This window comes from Corynebacterium sp. UBA2622 (assembly GCF_002339505.1).
Classification (GTDB): Bacteria; Actinomycetota; Actinomycetes; order Mycobacteriales; family Mycobacteriaceae; genus Corynebacterium.
On record NZ_DDJO01000002.1, the window covers coordinates 21459 to 36118 of the forward strand.

The following is a 14660-nucleotide window of genomic DNA, read 5'->3' on the forward strand; positions in this document are numbered from 1 at the left end:
CATCCCGGCAGGAACCACCAAGGACACACCATGCGACACACCCCGCGACTCACCCGCTTCACCGCAGCAGCGGCCGCGGCCGCGCTCGCCGCGACCAGCCTCGTCGCCTGCTCAGAGAGCACCGGTGACGGCCACGACACCGTAAAGGTGAAGATCGGCACCACCGACGCCGACCAGGAGGCGTGGACCGCCTTCGCCGACCAGGCCAAGGAGCGCGGCGTCGATCTCGACATCGTCCGGTTCTCCGAGTACCCGCCGGTGAACCCCGCCCTGGACGAGGACCAGATCGAGGTCTCGAAGTTCCAGACGATCAACTACCAGGCCCAGTACAACGCCTCCTCCGGCAAGGACCTGCGCATCATCGGGTCGGGCGAGATCAACATCCTCGGCCTGTACTGGAAAGACCACACCTCGCTCGACGGCATCGAGGGCAAGGAGATCGCCGTCCCGAACGACCCGTCGAACCAGGGACGCGCCATCAACGTGCTCGTCCAGGCCGGCCTGGTCACCCTGAAGCCCGGAGCCCCGCGGCTGACGCCGAGCCCCGCCGACATCGACGAGGGAGCCTCGAAGGTGCGGGTCGTCGCGATCGACGCGGCGCAGACCCCGTCCGCCTACGCCGAGGGCCGCCCGGCGGTGATCAACAACAACTGGCTGGGACGTTCCGGGATCGATCCCGCCTCCCACGTCGCGGCGGATGATCCCAACTCCGAGCTCGCCGAGCCGTACATCAACGTCTTCACCGTCCGTGCGAACGACATCGACAATGAAACGTACGCCAAGCTCGTCGACGCCTGGCAGTCCGACGAGGTCACCGCGGCCCTCAACGAGGACACCGGCGGCACCGCCGTCCAGGTGAAACGCCCCAAGGAGGAGCTCAACGGCATCCTCGACCGACTCGTGGAGGAGTACAAGTAAGTGTCTACCACCGGAACCCGGGTTGAATTCCGGGACATCTCCAAGGTCTTCACCACCGCTGATCGCGAGGTGCGGGCCGTCGACGGCGTCACCCTGACCGTCGAGCCGGGTGAGATCCTCGGCGTGATCGGTTACTCGGGCGCGGGCAAGTCCACGCTCGTGCGCCTCATCAACGGCCTCGACATGCCCACGGGCGGCCAGCTCCTCCTCGACGGCACCGACATCGTCGGCATGAGCGAGAGGAACCTGCGCGGCATCCGGCGCAACGTCGGCATGATCTTCCAGCAGTTCAACCTCCTGCAGTCCCGCACCGCGGCCGGCAACATCGCCTACCCGCTCGAGCTGGCGGGGATGGACAAGGCGCAGCGCAAGGCGCGCGTCGCGGAACTGCTCGACTTCGTCGGCCTCTCGGAGCGCGGCGACAACTACCCCGAGCAGCTGTCCGGCGGCCAAAAGCAAAGGGTCGGCATCGCCCGCGCCCTGGCCACCAACCCCTCGCTGTTGCTTGCCGACGAAGCGACCTCCGCCCTGGACCCCGAAACCACCCAGGAGGTGCTGGCGGTTCTGCGTCGCGCCAACGAGGAGTTGGGGCTGACCATCATCGTGATCACCCATGAGATGGAGGTGATCCGCTCCATCGCCGACAAGGTCGCGGTGATGGAGGGCGGCCGCGTGGTGGAGTACGGCTCCACCTACGAGGTCTTCTCCCACCCCCGCGAGCTCGTCACCCAGCGCTTCGTGGCCACCAGCCTGCGCAACACGCCCGACGAGGTGGAGGTGGAGGAGCTGCTCACCCAGCCGGGCCGGTTGTTCACCATCAGCCTGACCGAGAACTCCGGGTTTTTCGGGGCCACCTCCCTGCTGCGCGACAAGGGCGTGTCCGTGCAGCCCGTGCACGCGGGTATCACGACGCTGCAGGAGCACTCCTTCGGCAAGATGACCGTGCGCCTCAACGGCGACGAGGCCGCCATCGACGAATTCCTGCGTACCCTGCAGAAAACCACAGACATTGAGGAGATCACCCGATGACCGAGACAATCCTCGCGGACCCGAACTGGAGCCGGCTGGGGCCGACGCTGCTCCAGGCCATCGGCGACACCATGTTCATGGTGGGCATCACCCTGGTCGTCGGAGGTTTCTTCGGCCTCGTCCTCGGCCTCGCGCTCTACACCACCCGTCCGAGCGGCATCCTGAAGAACAGGGGTGTCTACTGGGTCATCAACGTCCTGGTCAACTTCTTCCGCCCCATCCCGTTCATCATCATGATCGCCATGCTCTACCCGGTCACCCTTCAGGTGGTGGGCACCACCATCGGGCGTGGCGCCGCGACCTTCGTCATGTGCGTCGCCGCCACATTCACGGTGGCCCGCATCGTGGAGCAGAACCTGGTGGCCATCGACCCGGGCGTGATCGAGGCCGCCCGCTCGATGGGCGCGAGCCCGTGGCAGATCATCCGCACCGTCATCCTCCCCGAGGCGCTCGGTCCGCTGATTCTGGGCTACACGTTCATCTTCATCGCGGTGATCGACATGTCTGCGATGGCCGGTTACATCGGCGGAGGCGGCATCGGCGACTTCGCCATCGTCTACGGCTACCGCCGCTTCGAGCCGACGGTGACCTTCGCCGCGGTGCTCGTCATCGTCGTCATCGTGCAGCTCGCCCAGTTCCTGGGCAACTGGCTGTCGAAGAAGGTCATGCGCCGCTAAGCGCGCTTATCGATGCCCCGCCCCCGTACTGGGAGAGACCTCCACGGCCTCCCAGTACTTTCCTTTTTTGGGTTCCGCACCGCACGAGGCGATGACCCCGCCCGCCTCCCGGAGGCGCAGCTCCACGGAGTATTCCTCTCCCGATCCGGTGTCGCGCACCCGCACGTCACCGGAGTCCTCCCGGGTGTCCTCCGCGGCGATCTCCAGCTGGCCGTACTGCACGCGAACCCCCTCGCGGGCGAGGTGGGCCGCAACGGCGATTTCCGCCACCTGCGCGGGCGGGGAGAAGATGCCCCGCCCGCGGTTGCCGGGCACGAAAAACATCCCGCGCATCGCGTCCGAGATCATCGCCTCAGTGGACTCGAGGTTCATCCGTCCAAAGCTGTAACCCCAGGGCATGAGCATGAGCGTCGCGGCGAAGCGGTGGCCCTTCATGTGGGAGGTCTCCCACACCACGTCGTGGCCCTCGTGGAAGGGGTAACGGCGCTCCATTTCGTTGACCAGCGGGCGCCCCTTGACGGCGCAGCACCGGTCGCGCTTGGCGTGCGTGCACACCAGGACAAGCGGGGTGATCCGCGCCGTTCCGCCGTTGCGGCCGGGCCCGCTCAGGTCGAGGCCGAGAATCTCCTCCGGTCCGCTGACGTGCTGGACCTCCGTGAGCCCGATGTCGGTGAAGACGATGTAGAGGTGGTGCCCGGTGACTCTCCTCCCCTCGCGCGTGGGGTGGCGGATGAGCTGCAGGGACGCGCCGGTTTCCTCCACGAACTCCTTGAGCCTGGCGGTCAGCTCGGGGCCGAAGGTCCCGCCGTCGAGGATGTCGTGGCTCCACGGGCCGGGCCACTCGAAGAGGACGTAAACCGTCCCCTTCTTGGCGGTTCCGGGCAGCGGTTCGACTTCGTTGTCGGAACAGAAAATATCCACCGAAGGGCTCATGGCACCCACTGTAGTGACATTAGGCAGACCTAACACCACCAGGCCAGACCGCTTATCACCCGCGCCGGCCGGTCCCGGACAATTTCCCGTCCCCGCGCGGGATTGGCTAGCGTGGTGGCATGAACTGGAAAGCAGGGGTGCTGCGCGGAGGGGTTGCCGCCGCCGCGGCCGGCGCACTCCTTTCCGGCTGCGCGCCCGCGGACTACGACAGCGCGGGGTCCGCCGATCCGGGCACGGCGCAGGAGAGGGTCGCCTCCCTGCCGCAGCCGGGAGCGGCGGGCAAGGCGGGTGCGGACGCCCCCATGCTGGGTACCCCCGACGCCTCCCCGAAGACGAAGCGCCCGGAGGCGCCCGCCGAGCTGGCTGTCGCGGGGGTGAGAGTGGGCAGCCACCAGCGCTTCGACCGCGTCGTCATCGACCTGGAGGGCTCGGGAACCCCGGGCTGGTACGTCAACTACGTGGCCACTCCCATGCAGGAGACGGTGGGCAACCCGCTGCGCGTGCGGGGCTCGGCCTTCCTCAACATCAACATCGACGGCACCGTCCACCCCTTCGGGGCGGGTGTGGACTCCGCCCCCGTGGACACCTCCGGCGGCTCCGGCAACATCGTCGACGTGGTCAACGCCGGCATCTATGAGGGGCGCAGCCAGGTCGTGATCGGCCTGCGCTCCGTGAAGCCCTACTCGGTCCAGGTGCTGGACAACCCGACGCGGCTGGTCGTGGACATCGTCAAGTCCTAGCCGTACACCGCCTCCACCCGCCACGTCCCGCGCGTCCACACCAGGAGCCACGCACCCACGTCGCCGCCCTTGTCGCGCTTTCCGACGACCTGCAGCCGCGCCACCCGGTTCGGGCGCGCGCCCCACCAGCCCTCGTCCACCGGCCACGGGCCCGCCCACCCGGTGACCAGGTAGTGCGCCTCCCCCCACGCCAGCGCGTAAGGGGCGGAGGTGAGCAGGACTTCGGCGGTGACCCCGACGCGGTTCGCGGAGGCGTCGATAAGCGTGACCTTGGAAGCGGGGTGGTCGATCCCTCCCCCGAGGCGCGCGGGCAGGGGCGCGGGGATGGCGCCGGGCCACGCGAGCGTGTCGACGGGCCGGGGCTGCTCGCCGAAGGGGACGAGCTCCACGCGCTCCGCCACCCCGCGCCCGCCGACGAGCCTGGGCTGGACGACGGCATCGATGCCGAGCTGTGACTGCACCCGTTCAACCACCCGGCGGGCGGCGTCGGTGCTGGTGCCGTCGGACCAGAGCCGGCCCACGGACTCGGGCTCCGCCAGCTCCAGGGGCTCGAGGATGAGCGAGGCTATCGCGCCGGCGCCGCCGCCGGTGAGCCAACCGTCGAGCTGCCAGCGCACGCGGTCGGCGGTGGCGGATTCGGTGAGCGCCTCGCGGGTGCGCCACACGCGCTCCACGCGCTCGCCCGAGGTCAGCTCCGCCACGACCTTGAGGCGCAGGCAGTTGCGTCCGGCGTCCTTCAACCGCCCGTGCAGGGCGGCCGCGAGGGTGCGGGCGGCGAAGGCGGCGGTGTCGACGCGCTCGATGGGCTCCTCCGGGGTGACGGCCACGGCGAGGTCCGCCACCGGCAGCTCGGGAGCGACGCGGCGGTCGGGGGCGGCGCGGGCGATGCGGTGCAGGTGCATGCCCTCCGTACCGAAGCGGGTGGACATGGCCGTCGACGGCACCGCGGCGAGGTCGCCGAGCGTGGCGATGCCCAGCTGGCCCAGCTCGTTGACCGTGCGGGGATCGGCAGCGAGCGCGGCCTCCGCTAGCAGCACCCGCAGCGGGCGCGCCGCGAGGAATTCCGCGGAACCCCCGGGGGCGACGACGGCGGAGAAGCGGGTGGCTATGACCGCGGTGGCGATCTCGTCGGCGACGCCGGCGGCGGCATCGATGCCGCGGCGGGAGGCGGCGTCGAGAAGCATCTCGGTGGCCACCCCCTCCCCGCCGTGGAAGGCGCCCGCCGCCGCGACATCCACCACCACGAGACCGGGGCGCAGCACCTCGACGGAGGAGGCGACGTCGTCGAAGCCGCCCGCCAGCGCGGCGAACATCCGGCCGTCGCGGTCCGGGTTGTCCTCCACCACTGTCAGGGCGGGGGCGAGCGCCTGGGCGTGGCGGATCTTCATCCCGCGGCGCACCCCGAGGGAACGCGCCACGTGGGAGCATGCCTTGACGCGGCGCCCGGCGGTGATGGCGATGGGCTCCACCAGCCCGTCATCGGATTCGAGGCGCGCCGCCTGCACGGGCCAGTCCGGGAACCAGATCGCGGCGACGCGCACCCTACTTCACCACCTGCAGGGCCGGCTGCCCCTCCCGCTGCGGTGCCGCGCCGAGGGTGAGCACCTGCGAGGCGGGGCGCATGCCCTTGGCCCGGGTGCGGACCCGAATATCGATGCCCGAGATCCGGCCGCGGCCCCGGCCGATCCCGTGGATCTCCGCCACCTCCCCCGTCACCTCGAGGGCGGGCGAGGGCAGCCGCGTACCCACCGCCACCAGGGCGGCCTGGCCGCGGCGCAGCTTCGCCAGGACGGGCCGGGCGCGCACCGGGGAGAGCTCGATGCTCTGGGGGGAGCGCAGCACCACGAGGTCGAGCCCCTCCGAGAGGACACCCGCGACACTGAGGGGGTCGATACCGGGATCCGGCACGGCCACCACCCGGTCCAGGTTCTCCGGCGCGATGCCCGCGTAGGACAGCTCGGGCCAGCCCACCACCCCGCAGAATCCCCCGGCAGCGGTAACCTGCGCGAGGATTTCCACGATCAGCGCCGGGGTGTCGCTAACGTGCGTGACAGCCCGGCGCGGCAGACCCCCGTTTGGAAGGAGTGTTCCAAAGACACCGTCCAACGGAAGAACGGCCACATCCTCCGTGACGGAGTGGGTAACCTCCCCGCCGAGAGCGGACATGCGGGAGCGCAGCTCGGCGACCTGCTCCGCCCGGCTGGGCTGACCTGCTGCGTTCGAGGTATCCGCGTCACCCCCCAAGGAGTACGCATGCGCTCGAATGGATGTTCCACTCACGCCGATCAGTATGCACCCGCCCCTGGACGCGGGCAACACCAAAGGTCGAACGTGTTTTCTAATGAAGGGGTTCTCCGCCGGCTGCTCCGGAGGAGCGGTAACCTGTCCCCCATGCACCCCAGCGCCTTGGCCGCCAGCGACATGCGCGCCCACGTCACGCCCGTCCCCACACCCGGCATCGTCCGCGTGGGCGGGTCCACCCTCGTGGCACTCTCCCTCGCCGCCCTCGTCTCCCCCGCGGCACCGGTGGTGAAGGTGGGCCTCGCGGCCGGGTCGGTCATCGCCGCATTGGCCCTCACACTGGCCCACCCGTACCGCCGGGAGATGGGGGCGTTCGCCGAGAGGAGGAACGTGGCGCGGGTGCCGTCGATAAGCATGCTCGTGCCCCTCATGCTCTGGTGGCTGCTGCTCATGCTGGCGCCCGTGGTTTCACCGTGGCCCGCGTGGGGTGTGTTTCTCGTGTTTGCGGGGACGACGGTGGTGGCGTGGCTGCTCTATCCGCATGTGGACGGCTCGCGGCACCTGGCGTACGCGTGAGACGGGGGTGGGGTGGTTCAAACCCGGGATATGTGCGGGAAGTTTTCCGCTAAAAATGACATGCTGAGGCAATGACCCCGCTTCTGGTTTTCGCAGCTCTTATCGTCCTGCTCGTCGCCGCCGCAGTCCTGCCCCGGCGGGCCAGACACGACTCCGCCGCCTTTCCCTGGTTCTGGGTCGCCTTTCCCGTCGCGGCCCTGTCCACCGCGCTCGCGATTTATTCTCTCGCGCCTCGCGCGCCCTTGAACGCCGATTTCGGATGGGGCATGTATATGCCTCTGGCGGACGCCACCGACGAATTCGAGGGCACGTTGCTCCGAAGCAAAATCGTGTGGGCCGCAGCAAGCGTCGTGAGCCTCGCACTCTCCGCATGGGCATGGCGACGCGGCCGCGTGTAGTGGTCCCGGACCGTGCCTAGACCGCTGGTGACCCCCTAATCCAGGTCCCGGTCCGCCGCCCAGCGGGTGAGCTGGTGGCGGTTGGAGGTCTGGGTCTTGCGCAGGATGTTCGAGGCGTGCGTCTCCACCGTCTTCACGGAGATGAAGAGCTGCTTGCCAATTTCCTTGTAGGTGTAGCCGCGGGCTAAAAGGCGCAGGACCTCAAGCTCGCGGCGGGTCAGCGCGTCCACGGCCGGGTCCTCCACCTTCACCGGTTCCCCCTCGGGGTCCTCCACCACCCCGCCCGCGGCGAAGGCGTCGAGGACGAAACCCGCCAGCCGGGCGGAGAAGTAGGCGTCGCCGCCGTTGACCCGCTCGACCGCCTCGGCGAGCTCATCCCCGGCGATGTTCTTGGTCACGTAGCCGCGCGCGCCCGCCCGGATCAGGGCGATGACGTCCTCCGCGGCATCGGAGACGGACAGCGCGAGGAACCTGGGGCCCGGCTCGGTGCCGCGGAGCACGGCGATGCCGCCGCCGTCGGGCATGTGGACGTCGAGAAGCACCACGTCCGGGCGGGTTTCGTTGATGCCGGCGATGGCCTGGCCCACCGTGCCCGCCTCGCCAACCACCTCGATGCGCCCGGCCGCGGCAGCGAGCTCAGCGCGCACGCCGGCGCGGAAGACGGAATGATCATCGACGAGGAAGACGCGAACCATGCCCCCACAATAACCAGCACGCCTAGCGGAAGCGCCTCGGCACGTCCGGCGCACCGAGGGTGAGCATCAGGCGGTTCGCCCAGTTGAAGAACGCCGCGGAATTGACCGCGTCGAGCACCGCGAGATCGTCGAGGCCGGCCTTCCGCAGCGCCTCGACGTGGCCGCGGGAGAAGGAGACGGGTGTCGCCGTGAGCGCCACGGCGGCGTCGCGGAGCGCGTTCCACCGCTCCGAGCCGAGGTCCGCGGCAACCCCCTCCGACAGGAGCCGATCAATCGCGGCGGCATCGCCGCCCTCCTCCTTCGACCGGGCCTGGTGCACCGAGGCGCAGTACTCGCAGCCGTTGAAGCGGGAGACCACCGTCGCCGCGAGCTCCCGCTCCGCTCGCCCCAGCCCGCCGTCGGTGTTGTAGAAGATGTCCATGTCCGTCAGGGTGCGCGCCTTCAGGGCCGCGGGGTCGCGTGCGAGGAGGCGGAAGTACTCCGAGTCGATGCGTTGCGGTTGCACGAGGGCCTCCCGGTGGGCGTCTGTGAAATCCTCCTTCGGCAGCGCCTCCAGCCAGGGCTTCCAGCCCAGCGGGTGCGCCACGAACCCCGCGGGCGCCACCACGTCCGGCAACAGGGTGCGCGGTCCCGGAGCCCAGCCGGGATCCACCGTCCCCGCGGCGCGCTCCGCCCGCTCGGGGGCCGCATCCCCGCCCGACAGGACCCGCACCCCGTGCGCCACGCGCAACTGGAAGGCCAGGAAGGCCACGAGCTGTGCCAGCGAGACGACCGCGTCCTCGCCCCATCCCGCCTCCTGGAGGTGCCCGATGGCGGCCGGGGAGGCGTCCTTCGGGTGGAAGGTCAGCAGGTGGGCGAAGTCCAGGGCCGCCGCCAGCGCGGGCTCCAGCCCGGCCACTCCCCCGAATTCCACGAACCCGCCGCCCGCGTAGGGCCCCGTCGAGGCCCCCAGCTCGATCGCCTTGTCGACGCCCCGCGCCAGCGCCCCGGGCTCCCCCTCCTCCTCGTCCGCGAGCAGGTCGCGGTAGAACTCCCGCGCCCTCCCCTGGCCGGAGACCCCGGCGACGAAGGTCGCGACGGCGTAGCGCCACGCCTGGGGGAACTCCCCGGCGCGCTCCGGCTCGAGCAACGCGCGGAAGCTCGCCTCGGCGTTGGCCACCGCGTCCGGGCGCCGGCGGCACAGTTGCGTGACCTCCCCGGGCGCATCCGCCAGAAGGTCAATGATGTTGGAATCAGTCTGGTTAGACAACGAATTCTCCTAACTCGCGGGCGCGGAAGATCGCGCCCGGGATCGCGTCGATGAGCGTGCGGGTGGTGGCCGCCCGAGGGTGCTCGAAGACCTCGTCCGTGCGGCCGTATTCGACCTGGCGCCCGTGGCTGAACACGCTGACGGTGTCGGCGATCTGGCGCACCACCGCGAGGTCGTGCGAGATGAAGATGTAGGTCAGGCCCAGGTCGCGCTGGAGCTTCTCCAGCAGCCCGAGGATCTGCGCCTGCACGGTGACGTCGAGCGCGGAGACGGCCTCGTCGAGGACCACGACCTCCGGTTCCACAATGAGCGCACGGGCGATGGCGACGCGCTGGCGCTGCCCGCCGGAGAGCTGCGCCGGCCGCCGCCCCGCCAGCACCGGGTCGAGCGCGACCAGCCGCAGGGCCTCCCGGGCGCGCTCGCGGGCGCGGCGGCGGGGCAACCGACCGAGGCTGCGCAGCGGCTCGGCCACGATGTCCTCCACGCTCATGCGCGGGTCGAGGGAGGAAAACGGGTTCTGGTGCACCATCTGCACCATCCCGCGCATCCGGCGGCGCTCCGCCCGGCTCAACCCGGCAAGGTCCGTGCCGCCGATCGTGACGCGCCCCGCGCTCGGCTCGCTGAACAGCGACACCGTGCGCCCCGTTGTGGTCTTTCCCGAGCCGGACTCGCCCACCAGGGCGTGGGTGGAACCCCGGTAGACGTCGAAGGAGACGTCGTCGACTGCCGTAAAGTCCCCGAAACGTTTGCTCAGGTTCTCCACCCGCACGAGCACGTCGCCGCTGGTGGGCGGCCGGTGCCGGGCGTTGGCGACGGCGAGCGAGGGGGCGTCGGCAAGCAACTTGCGGGAGTACTCCTCGCGCGGGTCGGAGAGCACCGCGTCGGCGGGACCGGCCTCGACGACGCGCCCGCGCTCCATGATGACCACGTCGTCGGCCCTGTCCCCCGCCACCGCGAGGTCGTGGGTGATGAGCACCACGCCCAGCCCCAGATCCGCCCGCATGCGGTCGAGCAGGTCCAGGATCGTCTTCTGCACGGTGACGTCCAGGGCCGACGTCGGCTCGTCGGCGATGAGCACGTCGGGCTCGAGCGCGACCGCCGCGGCGATGAGAACGCGCTGCTTCATCCCGCCCGACAGCTCGTGCGGGTACTGCCCGTAGCGGCGCCGCGGGTCGTCGATGCCGACCTGCTCCAGAAGCTCCAGCGCGCGCCCGCTTCTCGACGCCCCATCGCCGATCCCGTGGATCTCCATGCCCTCCTCGATCGAGCGCCCGATGGTCTTCAGCGGGTTGAGGGAGTTGTTGGGGTCCTGGGGAACGAGCCCGATGTGCGCCCCGCGCAGGGTGCGCCACTGGGCGGGGCTGTACCCCGTGATGTCCCTGCCGCGGAAGGTGATCCGGCCGGAATCGACCCGCGCGGCGGGCCCGAGCAGGCCGATGGCGGCCATGGCGGATGTGGTCTTGCCCGAGCCGGACTCACCGACGATGGCGGTCATTTTCCCCGGCCGGACGGAGAAGCTGATGCCGCCCACCGCCGGGACACCGCCGTAGGACACGGCGAGGTCCTCGACCGCGAGGAGCGGTGCCGCTGCTGATGTGGTTGATGTGCTCATGGTTCTACACCCCGTTGCTTTCCGCCGCCGCGTCGATGTTGTGGGACAACCGGTTGGCCGACATCACCGTGGCCACGATGGCCACACCCGGCAGCGCGATGACCCACCAGGCGAGTGTCATGAAGTCGCGTCCCTCGGCGATGATGAGGCCCCACTCCGGCACGGGCGGCGGAGCACCGTACCCGAGGAAACCCAGGATGGACAGCTGCAGCACGGCCGAGCCGAACTGCAGCGCAGCCAGCGCGATCACGGGCGTCAGCGAATTGGGCAGCACGTGTCGCCAAAGGGCCTGGGCCCGGGTCGCGCCCGCACCGTACGCGGCCTCGACGTAATCCGAGTTGGCCACCGTTATCACCTGCGAGCGCACCAGGCGGGCGAAGGTGGCGATGGTGGTCACACCAACGGCGAAAGCCGCCTGCATGGACCCGAATCCCAGCACGATGATGAGGGAGAGCGACAGGAGGATGCCCGGGATGGCCAGGAGGACGTCGACAAGCCGCATGATCACCGTGTCCACCCATCCGCGCTGGGTCCCCGCGATGAGGCCGAGGGCCGTTCCGGTGACCGCGCCGACAAGGACCGCGATGAGCGCGCCGAGCAGCGACTGCCGCGCGCCGAACACCACGCGCGAGTAAAGGTCCCGGCCGACGGAGTCCGTGCCGAACCAGTGCCCCGCCCCCGGCGGGAGGAGGGCTACGTCGGTGCCGGTGTACGGGTCGGCGGTGGCGAAGATCCCGGGGGCGAGCGCCCAGAGGAAGGCCACGGCCAGCACCGCGGCGGAGACGATGGAACCGGGGGCGAGCCAAGAGTTGCGCCGGGCACCTCCCCGCCGGGTGCGGGGCCTGTTCAGCGCCTGCGGAATCTGGGTCAGCTGGGTCATGACAGGGCCTTTCTGCGCAGACGGACGTCGAGGACCGGGTAGAGGAGGTCGACGGCGAGGTTGATCACCACGTAGGCGACGGCGGCCAGCGCGACGATCCCGAGGAGGACCGGGGTGTCGCGGTTGGATACGGCGGTGACCACCAGCGAGCCGAGGCCCGTGCGGCCGTAGACCGTCTCCGTGACCACCGCACCGCTGATCAGCTCACCGAAGAGCAACCCCGCCATGGTCAGGGCGGGCAGTGTGGCGTTACGCAGGATGTTGCGCCAGAAGATGCGGGGTTCACCGGCGCCGCGGGCCCTCAGGACCTGGACGAAGGGCTGCGCCCGGACCTCGTCGATCGAGCGGATCAGCACCTGCGTCAGGGGAGCGGCCATCGGCACCACCAGGGTCAGGGCGGGCAGGATGAGCCCCTCCAGCGGACCCGGGTCGATCACGTTGACCCAGCCGAGGCGGAAGGAGAAGAACTGCAGCAGGAGGATGGCGACCCAGAAACCGGGCAGTGAGACCAGGAAGGACGGCAGCGCGCGGAAGAAGCCGCCCACCGCGCCCATCCCCGGAAGCGTGGCCACGTAGGCCACCAGGAGGGCGACCAGGATCGCCCCGCCAACCGAGGACGCGGCGAGGGCCAGGGTGTGCGGCAGGGCGTCCGAGATGAGGTCCCCCACTGGTGTGCCACTGCGCACCGAATATCCGAAGTTGCCGGTAAGAAAGCCTCCCAGCGAGGTGAAGAACTGCACCCACACGGGTTTGTCCAGGCCCATCTCGGCGCGGATGCCCTCGATCTCGTCCTTGGACAGGCCCAGGGCGGGGTCGGCGTAGCGGGCCGTCACGCCGTCAGAAGGCAACGCGGACAGGAGGAAGAACGCCAGGGTGTAGGCGATGAGGAGCACGACGAGCGCCTCGGCGATGCGCCTGATGATGCGGGGCATTACTTCTCCCTCCCGTTGTCGGTGGTGGTGCCGTCTTTGTCGTGGTCGATGGTCACGCCGTAGAACCACGGCCGGGCCACTGCCTCGGTTCTGAAACCCTTCACGCGCGGGGATAACGCGTAGACCTGCGGCTCCTCGAAGAGGGGAAGCGCGTAGGCCTGCTCGGTGACGTAGTCCTGCACCTCGCGGGTCGCTTCGGCGCGGCCTTCCGGGTCGGGCGTGGAGACGGTCTTGTCCAGGAGGTCCTCCAGGTGCTGGTCGGCCACGTTGCCGTCGGCGTCCTTGTTGAGGAACACGTTGCGCGCGCCCACCGAGTAGAGGGATTCGATGGCTCCGTAGTCGGCCCGCCCCACCATGGAGTGGTAGATCTGGATCTTGTTCTGGTCCTTGGCGTCGGCGTTCTGGCTGGCGTTGTCGCCGGAGTTGATCTCCAGGTCGATGCCGATGCCGCGGAGTTGGTCCTGGATCATCGTCTGCACCTCACGGGATCGCGGTTGGGGCCCCGCAATGTTGACGCGCAGGCTGAGACGCTGGCCGTCCCTCGTCCGGACGCCGTCCGGGCCGGGTGCCCACCCTGCCTCGTCGAGCAGGCGGCGGGACTCATCCGGGTCGAAGGCGTATGCCTGCGGGTCCTGCTTTTGGTAGCCCAGCCCGGTCGCGGCGACGGTAGAGGTGGCCAGCGGGTAGGAGGGCGAGAACAGCACGCGAAGGATTTCCTCGCGGTTGATGCCGTGGAGGATGGCCCGGCGCACCCGGATGTCCTGCAGAAGCGGGTGGTTGAAGCGCAGCGCCAGCTGGTTGTTCATCGCGTTGGTTCCCCGCGAGTACACCTGGACACCCGCGTCGGCGAGGTAGCGCTCCGCGGGGGCGGTCATGCTGCGGGCCATGTCGGCTTGGCCGGAGAGGACGGCCCCGGAGCGGGTGGATTCCTCCGCCGCGAGGCGGTAGTGAATGCCGCCGATCCCGGCGCGCCCCTGGTGCTCGAGCGAGGGGGGTGCCCAGTTGTAATCATCACGCGCGGTGAGGGTCAGGTCGGTGCCGAGGGTTTCATCGGTGATGACGAACGGTCCGGAACCGATGACGTGCACCGCGTTGCCCGGGCCGAAGTCTTCATTGCGCAGCGCCAGGGTGGCGTCAGAAAGCAAACCTGCGTTGTAGACGGAGGTCGCCTGGGGGAAATCGGGCGAGGGATGGGAGAAATGGAATCTGACGGTGTGCGGGTCCACCACCTCACCGTGGTCGTAGCCGCTGATCTGCTCGGAGACCGTGAGCCGGCGCGACTTGTCACCCTTGCCGTAGAGGTCGAAGTTATCCACCACGTTTTGCGCCGTCAGCGGGGAGCCGTCGGAGTAGGTCACCCCGTCGCGCAGGTGGAAGGTGAACTCGGTGGCGTCGGCGTTGACCTCGGGCAGATCCGTGGCAATCCACGGCTTGAGCTCCAGGGTGTCCGGATCCTGGTAAAGCAGCCTGTCCACCACCTGGTTGAGTACCCCGCCGTTGGGGTAGAAACCGGCGGCTGGGGGATAGAGGGTGGTGAACCAGTTCGGCTCCAGGTACGTCAGCATCTCCTCACCCGGGGCGGCCCGGTCCACAGCCTGGTCTGTCTTGGCGGCGGGAGCACCCTGCAGCGAGCACCCGGCAAGGAGCCCGACGGTGAGCAACACCGCCAGGGTGATGAGGAGCGGCCGGGTGCCGCCGGCCTTCGTCGTGTGTCCCACTTCCACCTCCGGTTGTTCGTTGGATGCCCGAACACTACCACCGATTAGACGATTCGGTATTT

At 69.6% G+C, this 14660-nt stretch carries 15 protein-coding genes; 6 read left to right on the forward strand and 9 right to left on the reverse strand.

Translation table 11 applies throughout. The annotated features are described in order from the left end of the window. Positions 1–30 precede the first annotated feature (30 nt). Genes B3611_RS00565 through B3611_RS00575 form a run of 3 tightly spaced genes read left to right on the forward strand, consistent with a single transcriptional unit; the run spans position 31 to position 2624 of the window. The gene (locus B3611_RS00565) at positions 31–918 is read left to right on the forward strand and encodes a MetQ/NlpA family ABC transporter substrate-binding protein (protein ID WP_291313143.1); all 888 of its coding nucleotides are present in this window, start codon (positions 31–33) and stop codon (positions 916–918) included. After that, complete coding sequence (locus B3611_RS00570) at positions 919–1947, forward strand: methionine ABC transporter ATP-binding protein (RefSeq protein WP_291313144.1); 1029 nt, start codon at positions 919–921, stop codon at positions 1945–1947. It abuts the gene before it with no gap. Continuing rightward, positions 1944–2624, forward strand: a complete 681-nt coding sequence (locus B3611_RS00575) for a methionine ABC transporter permease (RefSeq protein ID WP_291313145.1) — start codon at positions 1944–1946, stop codon at positions 2622–2624. The genes B3611_RS00570 and B3611_RS00575 overlap by 4 nt, the downstream gene beginning before the upstream one ends. A gap of 6 nt (positions 2625–2630) precedes the next feature. Here the strand turns inward: B3611_RS00575 and B3611_RS00580 are convergent, their stop codons facing one another. After that, positions 2631–3557, reverse strand: coding sequence for a sucrase ferredoxin (locus B3611_RS00580; protein ID WP_291313146.1), 927 nt, complete (start codon positions 3555–3557; stop codon positions 2631–2633). A 119-nt stretch (positions 3558–3676) separates the two neighbouring features. Here B3611_RS00580 and B3611_RS00585 point away from each other — a divergent pair, with 119 nt between their 5' ends. Beyond that, complete coding sequence (locus B3611_RS00585; RefSeq protein ID WP_291313147.1) at positions 3677–4297, forward strand: AMIN-like domain-containing (lipo)protein; 621 nt, start codon at positions 3677–3679, stop codon at positions 4295–4297. Here B3611_RS00585 and B3611_RS00590 read toward each other — a convergent pair. Beyond that, the gene (locus B3611_RS00590; RefSeq protein ID WP_291313148.1) at positions 4294–5838 is read right to left on the reverse strand and encodes a DNA polymerase Y family protein; all 1545 of its coding nucleotides are present in this window, start codon (positions 5836–5838) and stop codon (positions 4294–4296) included. The two genes, B3611_RS00585 and B3611_RS00590, sit on opposite strands and share 4 nt — an antisense overlap. 1 nt (position 5839) lies before the next feature. Beyond that, positions 5840–6577, reverse strand: a complete 738-nt coding sequence (locus B3611_RS00595; RefSeq protein WP_291313149.1) for a hypothetical protein — start codon at positions 6575–6577, stop codon at positions 5840–5842. A 111-nt stretch (positions 6578–6688) separates the two neighbouring features. Between B3611_RS00595 and B3611_RS00600 the strand changes: the two genes are divergently transcribed. Beyond that, positions 6689–7114, forward strand: a complete 426-nt coding sequence (locus B3611_RS00600; RefSeq protein ID WP_291313150.1) for a hypothetical protein — start codon at positions 6689–6691, stop codon at positions 7112–7114. A 71-nt stretch (positions 7115–7185) separates the two neighbouring features. Next, complete coding sequence (locus tag B3611_RS00605; RefSeq protein WP_291313151.1) at positions 7186–7512, forward strand: hypothetical protein; 327 nt, start codon at positions 7186–7188, stop codon at positions 7510–7512. A 35-nt stretch (positions 7513–7547) separates the two neighbouring features. Here B3611_RS00605 and B3611_RS00610 read toward each other — a convergent pair whose 3' ends face one another. From B3611_RS00610 to B3611_RS00635, 6 genes are read right to left on the reverse strand one after another with little or no spacing between them, the layout of a single operon-like run. After that, positions 7548–8207, reverse strand: a complete 660-nt coding sequence (locus B3611_RS00610; protein ID WP_291313152.1) for a LuxR C-terminal-related transcriptional regulator — start codon at positions 8205–8207, stop codon at positions 7548–7550. Between the two features lie 22 nt (positions 8208–8229). Beyond that, positions 8230–9456, reverse strand: a complete 1227-nt coding sequence (locus B3611_RS00615; protein WP_291313153.1) for an alkylhydroperoxidase domain protein — start codon at positions 9454–9456, stop codon at positions 8230–8232. Beyond that, positions 9449–11068, reverse strand: coding sequence for a dipeptide ABC transporter ATP-binding protein (locus B3611_RS00620; RefSeq protein ID WP_291313154.1), 1620 nt, complete (start codon positions 11066–11068; stop codon positions 9449–9451). Before B3611_RS00620 ends, B3611_RS00615 begins: the two co-directional genes overlap by 8 nt. A gap of 4 nt (positions 11069–11072) precedes the next feature. After that, on the reverse strand, positions 11073–11948 hold the full coding sequence (locus B3611_RS00625) for an ABC transporter permease (protein ID WP_291313155.1): 876 nt from the start codon (positions 11946–11948) through the stop codon (positions 11073–11075). Beyond that, positions 11945–12880, reverse strand: coding sequence for an ABC transporter permease (locus B3611_RS00630; protein ID WP_291313156.1), 936 nt, complete (start codon positions 12878–12880; stop codon positions 11945–11947). The genes B3611_RS00625 and B3611_RS00630 overlap by 4 nt, the downstream gene beginning before the upstream one ends. Then, a complete protein-coding gene (locus B3611_RS00635; RefSeq protein WP_414646275.1) occupies positions 12880–14598 on the reverse strand; it encodes a TIGR04028 family ABC transporter substrate-binding protein in 1719 nt (572 codons plus the stop codon). Before B3611_RS00635 ends, B3611_RS00630 begins: the two co-directional genes overlap by 1 nt. Between the last annotated feature and the right edge of the window lie 62 nt (positions 14599–14660).